Genomic DNA, 16578 nt, shown 5'->3' on the forward strand with positions numbered 1-16578 from the left:
CGTTTATGCGTACGAGCAGGCATTAGCCGAAAAACCAATTGCCGAAGTGCTGAAGCAATTAAAGCTCACAGCCTGACTTTTAAAGCGATCAAAATCTATAGCCTTATTTTTTAAAATCGGGACCTGCAACAAGGGATAAGTTTGGCCTTTTTTAGGGCTTCATATAAAAATTGCAAGAGTCAAGTGATTTTAGAGTATTTCTTTGGCCATATTTATTTATGAGCATAAATTGTGGTTGAATAAAGACACAGAATAATCTTGCTGTTGCTATCTTTTTCTTTTAGATTGACCTATGACACAATTTATCCCCACTTGTGACAAGGTTAGATCCAGTCCTATAAACGCTAAAGATATTGAGGGTTGTGTACTATGGACAGTCACTCCTGAGTTCTGCTAGCGGGCACCGATTCCTTTCAGCGATCATTAAAAAGTGGCACTTCGGTCAAAGGCAAGTAGCTTCGCTGTGGTTATGCAGCTTTTTCGTGAAGATATGGGTCACTTATGTCAGATGTGTTTCTATTCCCTGTCATACATGGGTCTAAAAGATAGCAAAGGTGGGTCTACCTCATGGCAGTATTCAATATGACACTTTTTCGATTTGGTCTATCATATCCTTGCTCTATGCCACTAAATATAAATCAAGTTAATAACCTTTATTAAAGATTATTATGACATGAATTAACAAAACTATTGAAAAATTACTAATTACAAGATAATATTGGTAAAAAGAAAATGAGAACGGTAACATTTTGGGGGTGCATAATTTCAGGCAGGAACGATGAAAAAACGAAAGCGACTTAATCATACACGGTGTGACTCCCGGATTTCGCCAACTTTTCCACCTTAATAAACGTAACACCCAATATTTACAAAGGAGTGGTCGAGTGAATTGGTGGTTGATGTGGGTAATTGTTTTTTTAGTTGTGATTTTCACAGTCAGTATTATTTATTCCCGGAAAATCAAAACCGCGGATGATTATGTGATGGCCAATTTCAGCCTGGGTTTTTTCCCGATTTGTGGTTCTGTTATTGCGACGGTAACAGGTTCTGCAGCACTTATAGGCGGAGCTGGAAAGGGATTTGAAATGGGAATTGCTTATATTATCACTGGTATTAGCTATGTATCTTTTACCATTCTAGCAGTTACTATTTTAGGTCCTACCATACGAAAATTAAAACTTTATACGATACCTGAATTATTTGTACGCCGATTTGGCAAAGGAACCGCTTTAATTCCAGCTTTGATTATTGCATTTTTATATATGACACCAACATTTGGCATGCAATTGGTTGGTATGAGTTCAATTCTATCCGCAATAATAGATATACCGGTAACTTGGGGGATTTTATTAGGCTTTTTTATTGCAGTTGCTTTTACTCTTTTAGGGGGTATGCCGAGTGTTGCATGGACAGATGCTATACAGACTGTAGTCATACTTGCCGGGGTTATCTTAGTATTCATCTTAGGTTTAAACTATGCTGGTGGGGCTGGACAAGTCATTAAAAATACGCCTGACGATTTATTTAATTTTTTCAGCATTGGCGGCAAGGAATTAATGAATTGGTTTTTGGTTTTCGGACCTTTTTATATCGTGTGGCAAACAACCTGGCAGCGCGTGTCTGCTGCAAAATCGGTGAAAACAGGAGTATGGTCGGTAAATATAGGATTTATTATCTCCGGTCTAATTGGCTTATTGGCGGTTTTAATTGGCATTATGGCTCTTCAGACTTTACCGGCAAATACAGATCCTGATTTAGTATACATTGACTTTATGATTAATGTTTTTCATCCTGCCATTGGCGGTCTGTTCTTAGTTTCTCTTCTGGCGGCACTATTAACAGGTGCTACTTCATTTCTTCTCAGCGGTGCTATCAATATTTCAAAGGACATTTATCAAGGTTGGGTTGCTCCGGATGCGAAAGATGCCCAAGTGTTAAAGGCTGCACGCATATCCGTTGCATCTATGGCAATTTTAGGGTTATTTATTGCTCTGTATATTACGGATATCATTAAAATATATCAAATAGCGTTGTCCTTCACAGCTGTAACATTAGTGATGCCGGTTTTGGCTACTATGTTTTGGAAAAGAGCGACAAAGAAGGGAGCTACTGCGAGTATTATTGGAAGTATGCTTGTTTCGTTTACGTGGTACTTATTAGGAAAACCTTTTGGCATACATGAAATACTACCGGGACTTATCACATCTTTTGTACTATTGATAGTGGTTAGTGTTTTCACTAAGCATTCCCGGGATGAGGAAGTTATATCATATTATTATGCTTCTAAAGAAGGTCAAGGTTCAGGATTTGAATCATTGGAAGAAGAAGACAAAAGAGAAGCATAAAGCGGCAAGTTCACTGTCATGGGGGAAACCATCCGATAAATGAAAACAAACAGGAGACTATCCTTGGTTTAGAAGAATACTAAGGATAGTCTCTGTATTCATTTTCAAATATTGTCAACCTAATTGGTTACGAGTGTTTCTTGACCATACACAGGTTCCCCGCCGATAAAAGTGGACTTAATCGCTATATCCTTAATCTCCATCGGATCGACCTTTGTAGGATCTGCTTCAAGTATGGTGAAGTCTGCTTTTTTTCCCGCTTCTATACTTCCCACGTTTTTATCATCAAAAATCAACCTAGCTCCATAAATCGTCATGGATTTGAGGGCTGTTTCAATATCAATTCGTTGATCAGCCCCTAGGATGTTACCTTCTCTGGTTAAACGATTGACGGCAGCCCAGACTGAAAATAATGGTGATATAGGTGTTATTGGGCAGTCAGAATGAAGCGTGAATAACACATTTTGATCAACTGCTTCCGCAAGCGGATTAAGTCGCTGTGCTCTTGCCGGTCCGAGAAAAATTCTCTCATGTCTATCGCCCCAAAAATAAACGTGATTAATGAAAAAGGATCCCGCGACACCTAAATCCCCCATTCTGGATATGTCCTGTGATGTTGCAGTTTGAACATGCTCAATTCTGTGCTGGTGGTTTTTTTTTGGGCTTTTCCCTAAAGCATTGGAATAGGCATCTAAAATAGAGCCAATAGCACGATCGCCATTTCCGTGAGTGGTTATACGGAAGCCGCGTTGATGTAAGTCCAGAACCTCGTCCTGAAATAATTTTTCATCATGGATAAGATCTCCATAAACTTCGGGATGTTGATAATATGACTCGCGTAATGCGCCTGTCAGTCCTTGAATGGAACCATCTTGAAACATTTTTGCACTATCCAGTTTTGCTTTTCCATTAGATTGTTCCATTAATTCATCATTAAGTTGGCGGGGCGAATAATCGCCGAATCTTTCCCCTCTTTGTAAGTATTGATGCATAATCATGAGCTGGGTACGCATAGGGTTTACATTACGGGCTGCGGCTTTTAAATGTACATCCAATTCCCTTAATCCAGCTAACAACCCTACGGCAGCGTCTGTGTTTGTAGTAATACCATGTGATAAATATTCATTTGAGGCTTTTCCTAATGCCTGGATCATCTCCTCAGTCGACTGCTTTGGTATTCGATCGAGGATTCGCTGCATAGCTGCGGGCTCAAAGATAACCCCATTAAGTTTACCATGCTCGTCTCTGCCGTAATGTCCTCCTTCAGGATCGGTTACACGGTCGTCTAATCCGGCATATTTTAAAGCCAATGAATTTACTGCGGCCAAATGACCAGAAATATGTCTGACCATGACTGGATTGTTAGGCGAAACATCATCTAAATCCCAACGTGTCAGATGTCGCTTCTCATATAAAAGCGTGTCATCGTAGCCATAACCAACGATCCATTCTCCAGTGGTTATATTGTTTCCTTTAGAACCGATAGCCTCTTTTATGTCTTTAATCGTTTTGTGTGGCGGGGAGCTGCAATTAACTTGGCTTTGGGTTTGAGAATACATCAAGATATGATTGTGAGTGTCAATAAATCCGGGTAGTAATGTATTACCTTGAAGATTAATAACCTCGGTTTGTTCAGTTATGTTTACTTCAGTAATGGGGGGGGCAGGCTCCTGCCAGATACCAACGATTTTTCCATCCGAGACAGCCACTGATCCGGCTCTTCTGTTATCATCGTCTAAAGTTAAGACATTGGCATTGGTAAATAAAAGATCAATACTCATATAAAAACTCCCTTGAATTTATTAAGCCAGTATGTCTAAGTTGTATGACCATGAGACTGCTACAATTTATTGGAAGTGCTCTTTATATGAGATAAGTTTAAAGAATTATAAGACTGGCGTCAATATTTTTAAAATATTTCGTTAATAAAAAAAGAGGATGATGGTTATTGAGAAAGGTTATAGGTTTGAGGTGCCTGATCACCACCCGGATTAAATAGCAAGACTTCAAAAAACATAGAACTTCTTTTTAACATTAAGTACCAATGGATGACTATCTCTTGGGTGCTCTATATCCAGCTTCTTGAGCTTCCTGTTCGGAACAAAACCATTCAACAACATTTTTCGTTTGATTGTAATAGGTGCTACCAGGAGTATGGTAGATTCCATTTACACTCCCTTTTATTTCACAATCGCCAGTTGATTGTGTTGCATCAGAACCAACTTCACTAGATTCCCCTGAAGTTGTCGAAGTTGAGTTGCTACTACTTGCGCTATTCTTTTGTTTTTTGTCTAGTTGTTGTTGTAATTCATTATTACTACTTTCTAGTGAATCAATTTCTGCGGACAGTTTTTCATTTTCTGATTTGATCGATTTATTTTCTTGATTTAGTTGTGAAACTTCTTCTGTTAATTCATCGAATTTATTTTCTAGTTCGTCGTATTCCTCTTGAAGTTTGGAATTGCTATTTTCCAATTCAGTGATTTCCGAAGTTAAATTTTCATTTTTCTCTATTTCCTTATCTAATTCCGCTGCTGAATCCATCCCACAACCACTTAAAACAGTGAGAAATAGGGCAAGCGTTAAAATAGGTAGGTTCTTTTTCATCGTTATTCCATTTATCCTAAAGTGTGAGTACAAATAGCTGCTTAAACCTAATAATATAAATATCATTGATACCATTATTATGGTATTCATATTTAACCAACTCCATCTAATACTAGATATTGCTATAATACCATTATCCGGTTAATCGGCAGTTACCTAAAGATTATATCTACCAATAGCAGAAATGAAGTTAAACACCCAACTCTAGTTCCATCGTTTATGAAAGTTGTAATCAAAGCATTCGGTGAACATCTAGTAAATGATTACATAGTTATTTAGTAGGTTCGGAACAGAATAGGAATAGACAGAAGAAGATTTTCTCTATTGTAAAACTAATAAAGATCATCCAAAATAATTGAAAAGGTTCTTTTGATTCTTTATTCAACCAAAGTAGCCTGGACAATATAACGATTAGGTGCATAACCGATATAATCAAATGGATAACATGTTGTAAGTGTCAAGGTAGGCTCCTCTTTTTCGACAATTACTGACCGATCATCTGCATCAGTAATCCATGTCGTCGTGATTTCATATTCATACGCTTCATCGTTGTAATGGACTTCAAGCATATCACCTTGGCCAAGCTCATCTAACCCGGTGAACACGGTGTCACGATGACCAGAAAGTACTGTATGACCGGTTTTGTGGTTAGGAACTGTCGTCCATTTACTGACATACATACCAACACCTTGATCAAGCGACTTTTCATTCGTTCCCCAATAAGTTGTAAAACGCTTGTCCATCTTTGGGATATCGAGCATTGCTACTTCTGTTCCTTTTTTATTATCGAAATTGAGGGAGCGTGGATTAACATCATGATAAGTGGAATCTGGATTATCCTCCTCCGTTTCCTTCTCTTTGTTCTCTATATCAACATTTTCCTCTTCTGTCTTCTCAGGTATTTGCTGGACTGACTGCGTCGCTTGAAAGTAACTCCAGCCATTATAAACAAAAACTATGAAACCAATCGCAAACAATAGGATTGATAATTTACGAATCATCCGTTTTTCCTCCTTAAAATCTGAGAAGGGCAGACGATTCGATCGCCTGCCCTCAAAGATTACTGACGTTTGCGTATACCAAGTGCACCAAGGGCCATAGCGCCTAGACCTCCCAGAATTCCAAGGGGTAACACTGTTGCAGTATCAGGCAGCTCGCCTCCCTGTTCCTCAGATGATGTATTGTCTTTGGATTCAGATGATGCATCTTCTTCAGAGGAAGTAGACTCTTCGGATGAAGTGGCTTCTGAATCGGTGTCGTTCTCAGATGTGGGTGTGTCATCACTGCTGGATGCATCGGAATCACCAGCTGGAAGGTTCTCGCAAGGAAGTCCGTCTCCTTCTTTATCTAAGCCGTCTGGGTCATTTGGATGTTCTTCTAGATGTGCTTGTGCTTCAGCTTGCGTATCAAAATCCTTACAATCCAAATCTCCTGAATGATTAGCAAAGACTGATTGAGCTGTCCCAAACATAAATAGAGCGGAAAGCAATACAGCCAACGTTAAGTGTTTGCTTTTCATTTTGTTTATTCCCCCTTATCTCATTTATTTTAGCCGTTACGATATAGTCTATTATTCTAAAAATCGACTACTTATGTAACCGCTTAATTAAATGTAACATATTGGCAGTTATGTTACAAGAAGTTTACGAAATATTACAACGAGTATTGCAAAAATAGATTTTTGGTTAGAGAAATTCCTTTTTCCCTGGTTTTGGTGCCCATGTTCACTTACTGGATTTTGACGAATTATGTCGAGAATTTAGTTTTGTTGATTTAAAAAATTCTAAGGAAAATTTTAAGTGATTCTGAAATTAAAAAATTTAAGCATAATTTAATGTTGACTTTATGACTTAGTAAGATTAAAATATGTTATAACAATATGATGACACTATGAAATAAAAAGAAACGAGTGTTGTAAATGCTTCAAGTTAGTCGAAAAAATCCCTTAGCCTTGTATATTCAATTAAAAGAGGTAATAGTTGGTAAAATTGATTCTGGAGAATGGAAAGAAGGGGAGATGATACCAACAGAGTTAGAATTACAAGAAGTTCATAATCTAAGCAGAACTACTGTTCGGCAAACATTAACGGATTTGGTACATGAAGGTGTTTTAGAAAGGGTTCAGGGAAAGGGGACTTTTGTAGCTAATAAAAAACTAGAGCCGATCAGACCGGGTTTAACTGGGTTTACGCAAGATATGGAAAACAAAGGTTACAATGTCCAATCTGTTATATTAACTAATGAACTTGTGGTTCCAAGTCAAAAAATACAAAGAATCTTGGAATTAAGCGATAATCAAAAAGTACTGAAGTTAGATAGAATAAGACTGGTGGATGAAATAGTTGTTGGTATGCATGAAACGTATTTAAACATTGATTTGACTCCTAGCATAAAATTAGAGAATTATAACTTCGAACGGGAATCATTGTACAAATCATTAATTAAAGAAGGGGTTATTTTAGGAAATTCTGAAGAGACTGTTGAGGCCAACTTACCAAATGATTTTTATTCTGAAATTCTAGGTATAAATTTTCCTGTCCCTGTATTAGAAATTTTAAGAACAACTAGTCTGGAAGATGGTAGCCCATATGAGGTTTCTAACATGATTTATAAGTCTGATAAATATAAATATACAATAAAATTAAAGCACCTGTGAGAAATCAAGCCCGAAATTTAAGCAAAAGATTTTCACCTAAAATGAAAGCGCTATATATGTGATGTAGGAGGATATAACAATGGAAAAAACAACGTCTATACAAGTAATAGATTTAAACAAAGAAACGTTTAATAACTATGGTGAAGTGATTGATTATCCTAACACTCCGCCTCCCAAAAAAGGTGACGGATGGGATTGCTGGAATTATATTGCAATGATGGATATATCAGAACCTATAGGAATGGGGTTGGTAAACACGAAAAATCGTGAATATGTTGTTGATTCTATGGAACGTCACGTAAGTAGAGATGAATTACTCATACCTTTAGAAAAAGAAATATTTCAGCCGGTTGCTGACTGTATAGATATAGAAGATCCTGACGAAAAACCCCATTCGGATAATGTGAAATGTTTTCGTATAAAACCTGGCCAAGGAATTGTTATAAAAAAAGGTATTTGGCATAGTCCGGCTTATCCTGTCGATGGTGACACCACTTATTTATTTGCTATTGAAAAGAAACCGGATAAGTTCGGTGATGAAATGGTAAATCCATGGGTTAAATTTAATAACAATAATAAAGTCCAATTCAAATTATAACTCGCAGCTGATGACTGGGTTGTTAAATCAAATAAAGTGATTGAAAATTATAAAAAACAACTAGGGAGGAATTTGAAATGAAGAATAATAAAATGCGTCTAATGATCTTCATGATTCCAATTGGTATAGCTGTAAACTTTGTTGGAGGTCAGATTGCAGTTTTGTTGAAGCTACCTTTATTTTTGGATGCTATAGGTACTTTGACTATTGGGGCGATAGGCGGGCCAATTGCTGGTATAATTGTTGGATTAGTTACATGTCTTAGTATATCAATCACAAATCCTCAAACCCTATTTTATGTTACTAATTATGTAATTATTGGCTTCTTAGGTGGATATTTGGCCAAAAAAGGATTTTTCTCCAAAGTGTGGAAAGCTATTGTGTCTGGCGCGGGAATTGGAGTGTTTGCAGGTATCAGTGGGTCATTAATTTCCTACTTCATTTTTAATGGTTTAGGAATTAGTGGAACTGGAGTAATAGGAGGAATATTAATGTCATCAGGTTTCCCTGTATGGGCGGCAGCTACTATTTCAAATATAAGTACAGATCTGATTGATAAGATACCCACTGCTATAATTGTGTTTTTGATTATTTGGAACATACCAGAAAGAACTTTGGTTAAACTTCCGCAGGGGCGTGTGTTTTTGAAGGAAAACAATACATCCCAGACCGCAGGATAAGGTGTTCAAGAATTGATTTACAGCTAAAATAAAGAGTATTTAATCTCCTTGAATATGATAATTTATAAAAAATAATCAATCATTATTAAATAAAACGCAAAAACTAATATATAGCCTGGATTCCCGCCTTTACTTAACGAGGAAGTAAGAAAAACCTTGAGATATTAATATTGAGCTGTGTTCCATTCTTCGCTTGTCTCTTCTCTTATCATGAGTTTGGCATGTGACACTATAACGAGTGTACAGAAGGTCAAATGTCCGCCACCATTGGGTTATCCAACTACCTCGTTACGAGTATTCGGGAATCCGGGATATAGGGCTACGGGAATACTTTGTATGACTGGTGTCTTTTTAGTTGATTGTGTATAACAATCTTTCAATTTTCAATGTTTTTAGTACTCACTCCTATTGACTATGTATATACAAGTAACTTGGTGTGATCGTATAATTACTAAAATTTTGGTCAAAAAATATAGACTTGTATCAATAACTCATTACAAATGTTAGGAGAGTGACCATTATGGATGCTGAATTTATTAATTCATATAGAAATCCGCAACTGAGTGGAAATTGGTTTTTGGATTTAAATCCACTAAGCAAAATGAATATAATCATTATTCTAGCTTTTATCCCGGTTTTTTACCCTAGTTGGCAAGTTAGCATTGGTGCTACACTTTTTTATATTTTACTTGCAGTTACATCTGGTAGATTTAAAAATTTTATAAGCCCTTTTTTAAAGTTGGGTCTGGTTATTGGACCGTTCTTTTTTATTCTGCGTGCAATATTTTGGCCAGGAGATACTACTATATTTAATTTTGGAATCATTAATATAACCCAAGAAGGAGTTGATTTGGGTATACGCTATGGAACAATCATGTTGGTTGTTACTGCTGTACTAGTGTTATTAAGTGTAACAATCAAAGCACAAAGTTTAACATATGCCTTAGAAAAAATCGGTGTTCCACATACAGCAAGTTTTATAATTCTTTCATCTTTGCAGACTATTATAGACTTAAAAAATAAGGCGAATGTCATAATGGATTCTCAAAAATCGAGGGGAATCGAAACAGAAGGCAATGTTTTCACAAGGGTTCGAGCTTTCATTCCAGTACTAACCCCCTTATTCTTAGGAGCTATTTCAGAGGCTGAAGAAAAGTCAATAGCTATGGATGCAAGAGCATTTGGTTCTGATAATTCGCATTCTCACTTGAAATTCCTTCGCTCTGTGCCAGTTTGGGAAAAGTTGTTAGTAGTTATTATAAACCTTGCTGTGATTTCATTAATTATATGGAGGTTCGTAGGATGAGTTATATCGAATTAAGGAATATATCTTATAAATATCCTTTAAGTAAAGCTAATGTGTTAAAAAACATTAGTTATAGCTTTGAAAAAGGAAATTTATATGGAATTATAGGATCAAATAACAGTGGAAAAACTACTTTATGTAACCTGATTAAAGGCCTTATTCCAGAGTTTTACGAAGGTGAATTATATGGTGAAGTATTAATCGAAGGAAAAGATGTTAGAAAATGGGATAGTAATATATTAGCTACATCTATTGGATATATATTTCAAAATCCATTCTCTCAAATTAGTGGTATAAAAGAAACAGTGTTTGAAGAAATAGCTCTTGGTTTAGAAAACCTTGGCATCAAAGAAGATGAAATAATTGATAGAGTGATCGATGTAATAAAACTTCTTAATATCACGGATTTAGCAAAAAAAAATCCAAATGAACTTTCAGGAGGACAACGACAGAGGGTAGCATTTGCCTCCATAGTAGCCATGAATAATGATATTTTAGTTATTGATGAACCCACTTCCCAATTAGATCCTCAAGGGACAATTGAGATTTTTGATATTATTAATAAGTTAAAACAACAAGGGAAGACAATCTTTCTAGTAGAACATAAAATAGATTTGATTGCAGAATATGCAGACGAGGTATTGGTTATAGATGAAGGAGAATTGAAGCACTGGGGAAAAACAAATGAAATTTTAGCTAACAAAGATTTATTAAATAGGGGTATAAACTTACCTCAAGTGGCTCTTCTATCTCATGAAATGGAAAATATCAATGAACCATTTGACCAATTTGCTATTACTAAGGCTGAAGCAAAGAAACAAATTGCGAAAAGATGGGGATGATGTAAATGAAATCAATTGTACTTAAAGACGCTACCTTTATCTATCCAAATGATCATATTGCTAACGAGGAATTAAATCTTAAAATAAACAGAGGTGAAAGAGTTGCAATTGTTGGTCAAAACGGGGCGGGTAAAACAACAGCAGTAAAACTTATTAACGGTTTGAACAAACCTACGCATGGAGATGTTTTCATAGATGGTAAAAATACAAAAGACAAAACTGTCGCTCAAATTTCTGCATACGTTGGCTATGTTTTTCAAAACCCTGATGACCAAGTTTTTAATAATTCTGTTGAGGACGAAATTGAATACACACTCCGTTATTTGAAGTTACCATCTGAAGAAATTGAGCGTCGTGTAAAGCGTGCCGTAGAATTAACAGGTATTGAAGATTTTTTGGATATGAAACCGTTCGATGTACCTTTTGCGATTAGAAAATTTGTAACAATTGCTGTGATACTTGCTTTGGAGACACCATATTTAATATTAGATGAGCCAACTGCTGGCCAAGACTTAAAAGGCATTAACAAACTCAGTAAACTGCTCGATGTGTTAGAAGAAGAAGAGAAAACTGTAATTACAATATCACACGACATGGAATTTGTTGCAGATAATTTCACCAGGGTAGTTGCGATGGCAAATAAAAAAATCATTGCTGATGATATACCTAGAAATATTTTTTGGAACGAATCTGTTGTGGCAGCTTCAAAAATAAAAAAACCTGAAATCGGTGAGTTAGCAAAAGAGGTTGGTATTGAGGAAAAAATCATATATAGAGATGAGCTTGTGAATAAAATTTCATGTTCTTCCAAACCGCATACAAATATTAAATAGAAAATGAGCAACCTATAAAATTGGTGAAAAGGGTGATATTATGAGTTTTCTTGATTTGTTTAAAGTAGAAAAGCCTATTTTGGCAATGCTTCATTTAAAAGGTGATGATAGTGATGAAAGAGTAACTATTGCTAAGCATGAGATAGACAAACTTATTGAAAATGGTGTTGATGGAGTAATTGTCGAAAATTACTTTGGAGATGTAGCTGATGTGGAAGCAGTTCTAAAGTATATTAATGAAAACAGAAGTCATATTATTTACGGTGTTAACGTACTAAGGAACGATAACAAAGCATTTGAATTGGCTAATCATTATAATGCGAATTTTATCCAATTAGATTCAGTGGCAGGACATTTGAACGAAGAAGATGATAAGCGATTTAACGCACAAATAAAAAGATTAAGAGAGTCTTCAAGCGCTTATGTTTTAGGTGGAGTTAGATTTAAATATCAACCTTATCTATCAGGAAGACCTTTAGAAGAAGACCTTTCGATCGGGAAAAAACGCTGTGATGGAATCGTGGTTACGGGGAGTGGTACAGGAGTCGAAACAGACAATAAAAAAATTGAAGAATTTAGAACTATTATTGGACCAGATTTTCCATTAGTCGTTGGCGCAGGACTGACCAAAGAAAATTGTATGGCAAAACTTTCTGTTGCAGATGCCGGCATTGTGGGCAGTTATTTAAAAGAAAATGGTAAAGATGATGGACTTGTCAGTACAATAAACACTGATATTTTTATGGAACAAGTCAAAAAACTCAGAGGGAAAAAATCAATGAAAAATTAAGGAGTGGGTTTGCTATGCTTAATATTAATGCTACTCAGGTTACTTCAGAAAATTTCTCGAAGTACGGAACTTACTACAATATGAAGAATGGAACAAAAGATGTTATTAGTACTGAAGGAGAAGGCTTTAGTGATGTCAGAACTACACATCCATTGATAGACACAGTTGGAAATTTAGGTTTCACACTAGGGTCTCCACTTCCTGCAAAAATACATACAATGGAAAGACATCTGCATACGCAAGAAGCTCTTTTTTGTCTTTCTGATCCATTTGTTATTACGGTTGCTAAAAGTGACGAAAATGACTACCCGTCTACCGAGAGTGCTGAGGCATTTATTGTTAGACCTGGAGAGGTAGTTGTGTTGAAAAAAGGTGTCTGGCATGATGCGTGTCATGGTTTGAAAGATGAAGTTTATTACTATTGGATGGCTTTAGAGAGAGAAGAGATAGTTAACGAATGGATTGTTATTGTTCCCGAACCTGTACTTGTTGATATTTGAAAACTAAAACAAAATTTAAAAACCACCGATGGCTATAAATGTTATAAAGGGTAGTCCAAAAATAAATTTAATGATTCATTTATGTTATTTTTCATGGACTATGACTGTTAACAAGTCCTTAGTAGGAGGCTGTGAAAGTTGACAAAAAAATATTCAGTTTTTGTTGGAGACGTAGCACTGGATGAATATTATAAAGTTCCATATTGGCCACATGAAAGTGAAAAATTAGTTGTTGAAACGTTAAAGCCACAAGTAGGTGGAATGATTGCTAATGCGGCTAGTGTTTATGCTGGATATGGAGAGTCGACGTTTTTCATTACACTTTTAAACGATGGAAGTATAACACAGAAATTACTTAGTAATCTTAATGATAACGGGATAGATACAAGCTACGTTTTTTATGATAATGCTCTTCCAGATTCTAAAACTCTTGTCTTTCTTACCGAAAATGATCACAGTGTATTCATCCCTGACTTAGGTATTGAATATATTGATATAACTTACGAGGCATTTGAGCTCATGAAAGGTGCTGAAATAATTTATACAACTGTAACAGAGATAAAGCGCCTTAGGCTTGGTAACAACACCGCACTGGATATTATTAGAGATATTAAATCAGGCGGAACAAAATTTGTTTGTGACCTTGATGTAGCTAACATTGATCCTGGAGATGAACAATTCATAAAAAAGATGGATATTCTATTTTTCAATGAAGTTGGATTTAATGAATATAGAAAAAAAGATTATTATAAAGATGCTGTCGAAAAATTATTAAATTGTGGAGTTGAAACAGTCATAATAACTTTAGGAAATAATGGCGCTAATATTCATACTGCAAACGAAGATCTACATATACCCGGAATTCCAGTAGATATCGTGGATGTAACTGGAGCCGGCGATACATTCTGCAGTTCTTTTACCTATGCAATGACAAAAAAGAACAATTTGAAAAACACATCTATTTTTGCAAATGCTGCGGCAGCGCAAGCTGTTACAAAAATGGGGCCAAGAGCCGGGGTAACAAATTGTGAAAACATATTAGAGTTTATGAAAGAAAAAGGTTTGAGTTTTGATGAGAATAAAACTTTTTCTTATGGAAATTAAATTGAGCTGGGCTTTCAGAATTGATTTTAAAACATGATTATATTTAAAAGGTGGATAGTTAAACTAATATTAAATTAGAAACATGTTTGTGTGAGAAAGAAATTATCCTAGGAAACTAGTTTTTAACCTGGATTCCCGGAAAAAACACGATTTTATAACGAGAAATGCTGGTATAACAGGATTTTCAAAATTATTAACTCGTTATATATGCATTTATGTAACGAGAGGAGAATGTTGCTTTGTCGGTAATTGTAGACTGTCTCGTTATACATTCCGGGAACGCAGGTTTTAAATTAATAATATCAGTAAGCTGTCTAGTAATAGAGTCTTTCGAAAGGCGTGAGCAATAAAATGAGAGAAGAATTAGATCTTATTGTTTATGGAAGCTTGAATATGGATTATGTTGGTTATGTGGAAAAATTACCTTCGGTTGGAGAGACGGTTGCTTCTAAAAATTTTAGTATTGGCCCAGGAGGAAAAGCTGCAAACCAAGCTGTTGCGGCTTCCAAATTAAATGCCAATGTTGCTATGGTTGGCCGAATAGGTAAGGATCAAATTGGTGAGGAAATGAAGGCTGAACTTAGAAAAGAGGGAGTTGATGATGAAAACATTTATTATACTTCAGATAGTAAAACTGGTATAGCCATGATAAGTGTAAATCCAAAAGGTGAAAATATGATAGTTACTCATGTTGGAGCGAATGCACTATTAAGTAAAAAAGACATCGACAGTGCTGAAAAGAAATTAAGACAAGCTCAAGGCGCAGTTCTTCAGTTAGAGATGGAAAAGGATGTTGCCGAACATATAATTCAAAAAGTTTCAAATCAGGGTAAGAAAGTAATATTAAACTTAGCTCCTATTGTAAGTTTAGAAAAATATGTTTTAGGATTAGTTGATTTACTAATTGTAAACGAGTCGGAAGCAACCTATTTGGCAGGTATAGAAGTAGAATCTATAGAATCTGCAAAAGAGGCTGTAACGATTATAAGAAATCTTGGAATTGATAATGTAGTTATAACTTTAGGCAGCATGGGTGCAGTTTTAGAGAATGAAAGTACAACAGAGTTCTATGCTGCCCCTATTGTGGATGTTGTTGACTCAACGGCTGCCGGTGATTGCTTTGTTGCAGCTGTTTCCTTGTTTTGGATAAGAACCGGAGATTTAGCGCACTCGGTAAAAAATGCTGTTAACGTTGCCACTTTATCTGTTACAAAAAGGGGGGCACAAGTATCTTTGCCAACCCTTGAAGAATATGAGAAATTTTTAAAAGAAAAAATTTCAAATTAAACAAAGACTTGGATTTTGGAATCATAGCCTAAGTAGGAAGGTGAAATGAATATGAACATAGATGTAGTAAGGGAAGTGCTTCCTGAGAAAAATAAAGAAAAATTTGATGATATTGTTTTCCAAAGAGTGTTAGGAGCAAGTAAACATATAAATATGATAGCGGATATGATTGAATCAATAGCTTTGGAAGGTAGGAAAAAACAATCAGATACATCTGTAATTGTAGATAACATTCAGACATTAACACATTTTTTTATTTCAACTCGAGGGGAAGCAAGTCAGGCTATTGAAAATGCAATTAACCTTATGACTAAAAACATAGATGATGTGAGAAAATTAAAAATTAATGAGGCTGTAACCAAAATAATTAAAATAAAAGATAATTATTTATTAAAAGCAAATGAGGATCTTGATAAGGTAGTTAATCACGCAACTAAAGTTGCCGAAAAAATGAGAAAAATCATGGTGTTTGATTATTCAAGTACTGTTGATAAATTTCTTAAATCAATAAAACCATTAAGTGGCGATTTAACTGTAATTATACCTGAAAGTAGAAGTATTGATGGAGGTCAGGCTTTTGTAAAAACATGTATTGAAGCAGGCCACAATGTAAAATTCATACCAGATACAGGCATTATGTATTTTTTAGAAGATTGTGACGGAGCGTTTTTAGGAGCGGAAACGTTTTTTCCAGATGGAACAGTTTTTAATACCACGGGTTCCGATATAGTAGGTCTTGCGTGTAAAGAATTTAACGTTCCCCTTTTTGCATTAACTCCCTTGATAAAAGTAGATATTCGTTCGATTTATGGATATGATAAAGAGCTTGTAATTAATGATTTAAAAGGCAGATTAGCTGGTAATTGGCATGAAGAAGAAATAGAACAAGTGGATTTTGAATGCCCTGAATTATTAGGTTTGGATCCCAAATATGTAACTGCTATTATCACTGAAGAAGGTAAAATACCATCTAACCAGTTATTTAATATTAGTATAAACTATCATAAATCATTGAAAGGTGATAAATAAA

The 16578-nt window shown here is 35.5% G+C and carries 16 protein-coding genes; 12 read left to right on the plus strand and 4 right to left on the minus strand.

Features of this window, described 5'->3' with window-relative positions:
- The first annotated feature begins 884 nt into the window (after nt 1-884).
- A complete protein-coding gene (locus IEW67_RS12995) occupies nt 885-2345 on the plus strand; it encodes a sodium:solute symporter family protein (RefSeq protein WP_188633509.1) in 1461 nt (486 codons plus the stop codon).
- A 119-nt stretch (nt 2346-2464) separates the two neighbouring features.
- Here the strand turns inward: IEW67_RS12995 and IEW67_RS13000 are convergent, their stop codons facing one another.
- The 4 genes from IEW67_RS13000 to IEW67_RS13015 all read right to left on the minus strand — a co-directional run bounded on the left by IEW67_RS13000 (nt 2465) and on the right by IEW67_RS13015 (nt 6471).
- Nucleotides 2465-4126, minus strand: a complete 1662-nt coding sequence (locus IEW67_RS13000; RefSeq protein WP_188633510.1) for an amidohydrolase — start codon at nt 4124-4126, stop codon at nt 2465-2467.
- Nucleotides 4127-4397: 271 nt separating this feature from the next.
- The gene (locus IEW67_RS13005; protein WP_229671844.1) at nt 4398-5042 is read right to left on the minus strand and encodes a sunset domain-containing protein; all 645 of its coding nucleotides are present in this window, start codon (nt 5040-5042) and stop codon (nt 4398-4400) included.
- Between the two features lie 287 nt (nt 5043-5329).
- On the minus strand, nt 5330-5953 hold the full coding sequence (gene srtD, locus IEW67_RS13010; RefSeq protein WP_188633512.1) for a class D sortase, LPxTATN-specific: 624 nt from the start codon (nt 5951-5953) through the stop codon (nt 5330-5332).
- Nucleotides 5954-6012: 59 nt separating this feature from the next.
- Nucleotides 6013-6471, minus strand: coding sequence for a hypothetical protein (locus tag IEW67_RS13015; protein WP_188633513.1), 459 nt, complete (start codon nt 6469-6471; stop codon nt 6013-6015).
- 399 nt (nt 6472-6870) lie between these two features.
- Between IEW67_RS13015 and IEW67_RS13020 the strand changes: the two genes are divergently transcribed.
- The 11 genes from IEW67_RS13020 (at nt 6871) to IEW67_RS13070 (ending at nt 16577) form a co-directional block, all read left to right on the plus strand.
- The gene (locus IEW67_RS13020; protein ID WP_188633514.1) at nt 6871-7608 is read left to right on the plus strand and encodes a GntR family transcriptional regulator; all 738 of its coding nucleotides are present in this window, start codon (nt 6871-6873) and stop codon (nt 7606-7608) included.
- A 79-nt stretch (nt 7609-7687) separates the two neighbouring features.
- Nucleotides 7688-8206, plus strand: a complete 519-nt coding sequence (locus tag IEW67_RS13025; protein ID WP_188633515.1) for an ureidoglycolate lyase — start codon at nt 7688-7690, stop codon at nt 8204-8206.
- A 77-nt stretch (nt 8207-8283) separates the two neighbouring features.
- Entirely contained in the window at nt 8284-8886 is a 603-nt protein-coding gene (locus tag IEW67_RS13030) for a hypothetical protein (protein ID WP_188633516.1), read from the plus strand.
- 520 nt (nt 8887-9406) lie between these two features.
- Nucleotides 9407-10192 carry an energy-coupling factor transporter transmembrane component T family protein gene (locus IEW67_RS13035; RefSeq protein WP_188633517.1) on the plus strand — a complete coding sequence of 262 codons (786 nt, stop codon included), beginning with the start codon at nt 9407-9409 and terminating at the stop codon, nt 10190-10192.
- On the plus strand, nt 10189-11034 hold the full coding sequence (locus IEW67_RS13040) for an energy-coupling factor ABC transporter ATP-binding protein (RefSeq protein ID WP_188633518.1): 846 nt from the start codon (nt 10189-10191) through the stop codon (nt 11032-11034). Before IEW67_RS13035 ends, IEW67_RS13040 begins: the two co-directional genes overlap by 4 nt.
- 5 nt (nt 11035-11039) lie before the next feature.
- A complete protein-coding gene (locus IEW67_RS13045; RefSeq protein WP_188633519.1) occupies nt 11040-11867 on the plus strand; it encodes an energy-coupling factor ABC transporter ATP-binding protein in 828 nt (275 codons plus the stop codon).
- Between the two features lie 40 nt (nt 11868-11907).
- Nucleotides 11908-12657, plus strand: a complete 750-nt coding sequence (locus IEW67_RS13050; protein ID WP_188633520.1) for a BtpA/SgcQ family protein — start codon at nt 11908-11910, stop codon at nt 12655-12657.
- Nucleotides 12658-12671: 14 nt separating this feature from the next.
- Complete coding sequence (locus tag IEW67_RS13055; RefSeq protein WP_188633521.1) at nt 12672-13157, plus strand: ureidoglycolate lyase; 486 nt, start codon at nt 12672-12674, stop codon at nt 13155-13157.
- A gap of 138 nt (nt 13158-13295) precedes the next feature.
- A complete protein-coding gene (locus IEW67_RS13060) occupies nt 13296-14261 on the plus strand; it encodes a carbohydrate kinase family protein (protein WP_188633522.1) in 966 nt (321 codons plus the stop codon).
- Nucleotides 14262-14612: 351 nt separating this feature from the next.
- Nucleotides 14613-15548 (plus strand): ribokinase, encoded by a 936-nt coding sequence (locus IEW67_RS13065; RefSeq protein WP_188633523.1) that lies wholly within the window; start codon nt 14613-14615, stop codon nt 15546-15548.
- A gap of 51 nt (nt 15549-15599) precedes the next feature.
- On the plus strand, nt 15600-16577 hold the full coding sequence (locus tag IEW67_RS13070) for an IF-2B domain-containing protein (RefSeq protein ID WP_188633524.1): 978 nt from the start codon (nt 15600-15602) through the stop codon (nt 16575-16577).
- The last annotated feature ends 1 nt before the right edge of the window (nt 16578 follow it).

The organism is Lentibacillus kapialis, from assembly GCF_014646635.1.
Taxonomy (GTDB): Bacteria; Bacillota; Bacilli; order Bacillales; family Amphibacillaceae; genus Lentibacillus; species Lentibacillus kapialis.

Bases quoted from the DNA above. Each gene is read 5' to 3' on its own strand.
- IEW67_RS13000 (WP_188633510.1), bottom strand. From the start codon at position 4,126: ATGAGTATTGATCTTTTATTTACCAATGCCAATGTCTTAACTTTAGAC.
- IEW67_RS13005 (WP_229671844.1), bottom strand. From the start codon at position 5,042: ATGAATACCATAATAATGGTATCAATGATATTTATATTATTAGGTTTA.
- srtD (WP_188633512.1), bottom strand. From the start codon at position 5,953: ATGATTCGTAAATTATCAATCCTATTGTTTGCGATTGGTTTCATAGTT.
- IEW67_RS13015 (WP_188633513.1), bottom strand. From the start codon at position 6,471: ATGAAAAGCAAACACTTAACGTTGGCTGTATTGCTTTCCGCTCTATTT.
- IEW67_RS13020 (WP_188633514.1), top strand. From the start codon at position 6,871: ATGCTTCAAGTTAGTCGAAAAAATCCCTTAGCCTTGTATATTCAATTA.
- IEW67_RS13025 (WP_188633515.1), top strand. From the start codon at position 7,688: ATGGAAAAAACAACGTCTATACAAGTAATAGATTTAAACAAAGAAACG.
- IEW67_RS13030 (WP_188633516.1), top strand. From the start codon at position 8,284: ATGAAGAATAATAAAATGCGTCTAATGATCTTCATGATTCCAATTGGT.
- IEW67_RS13035 (WP_188633517.1), top strand. From the start codon at position 9,407: ATGGATGCTGAATTTATTAATTCATATAGAAATCCGCAACTGAGTGGA.
- IEW67_RS13040 (WP_188633518.1), top strand. From the start codon at position 10,189: ATGAGTTATATCGAATTAAGGAATATATCTTATAAATATCCTTTAAGT.
- IEW67_RS13045 (WP_188633519.1), top strand. From the start codon at position 11,040: ATGAAATCAATTGTACTTAAAGACGCTACCTTTATCTATCCAAATGAT.
- IEW67_RS13050 (WP_188633520.1), top strand. From the start codon at position 11,908: ATGAGTTTTCTTGATTTGTTTAAAGTAGAAAAGCCTATTTTGGCAATG.
- IEW67_RS13055 (WP_188633521.1), top strand. From the start codon at position 12,672: ATGCTTAATATTAATGCTACTCAGGTTACTTCAGAAAATTTCTCGAAG.
- IEW67_RS13065 (WP_188633523.1), top strand. From the start codon at position 14,613: ATGAGAGAAGAATTAGATCTTATTGTTTATGGAAGCTTGAATATGGAT.
- IEW67_RS13070 (WP_188633524.1), top strand. From the start codon at position 15,600: ATGAACATAGATGTAGTAAGGGAAGTGCTTCCTGAGAAAAATAAAGAA.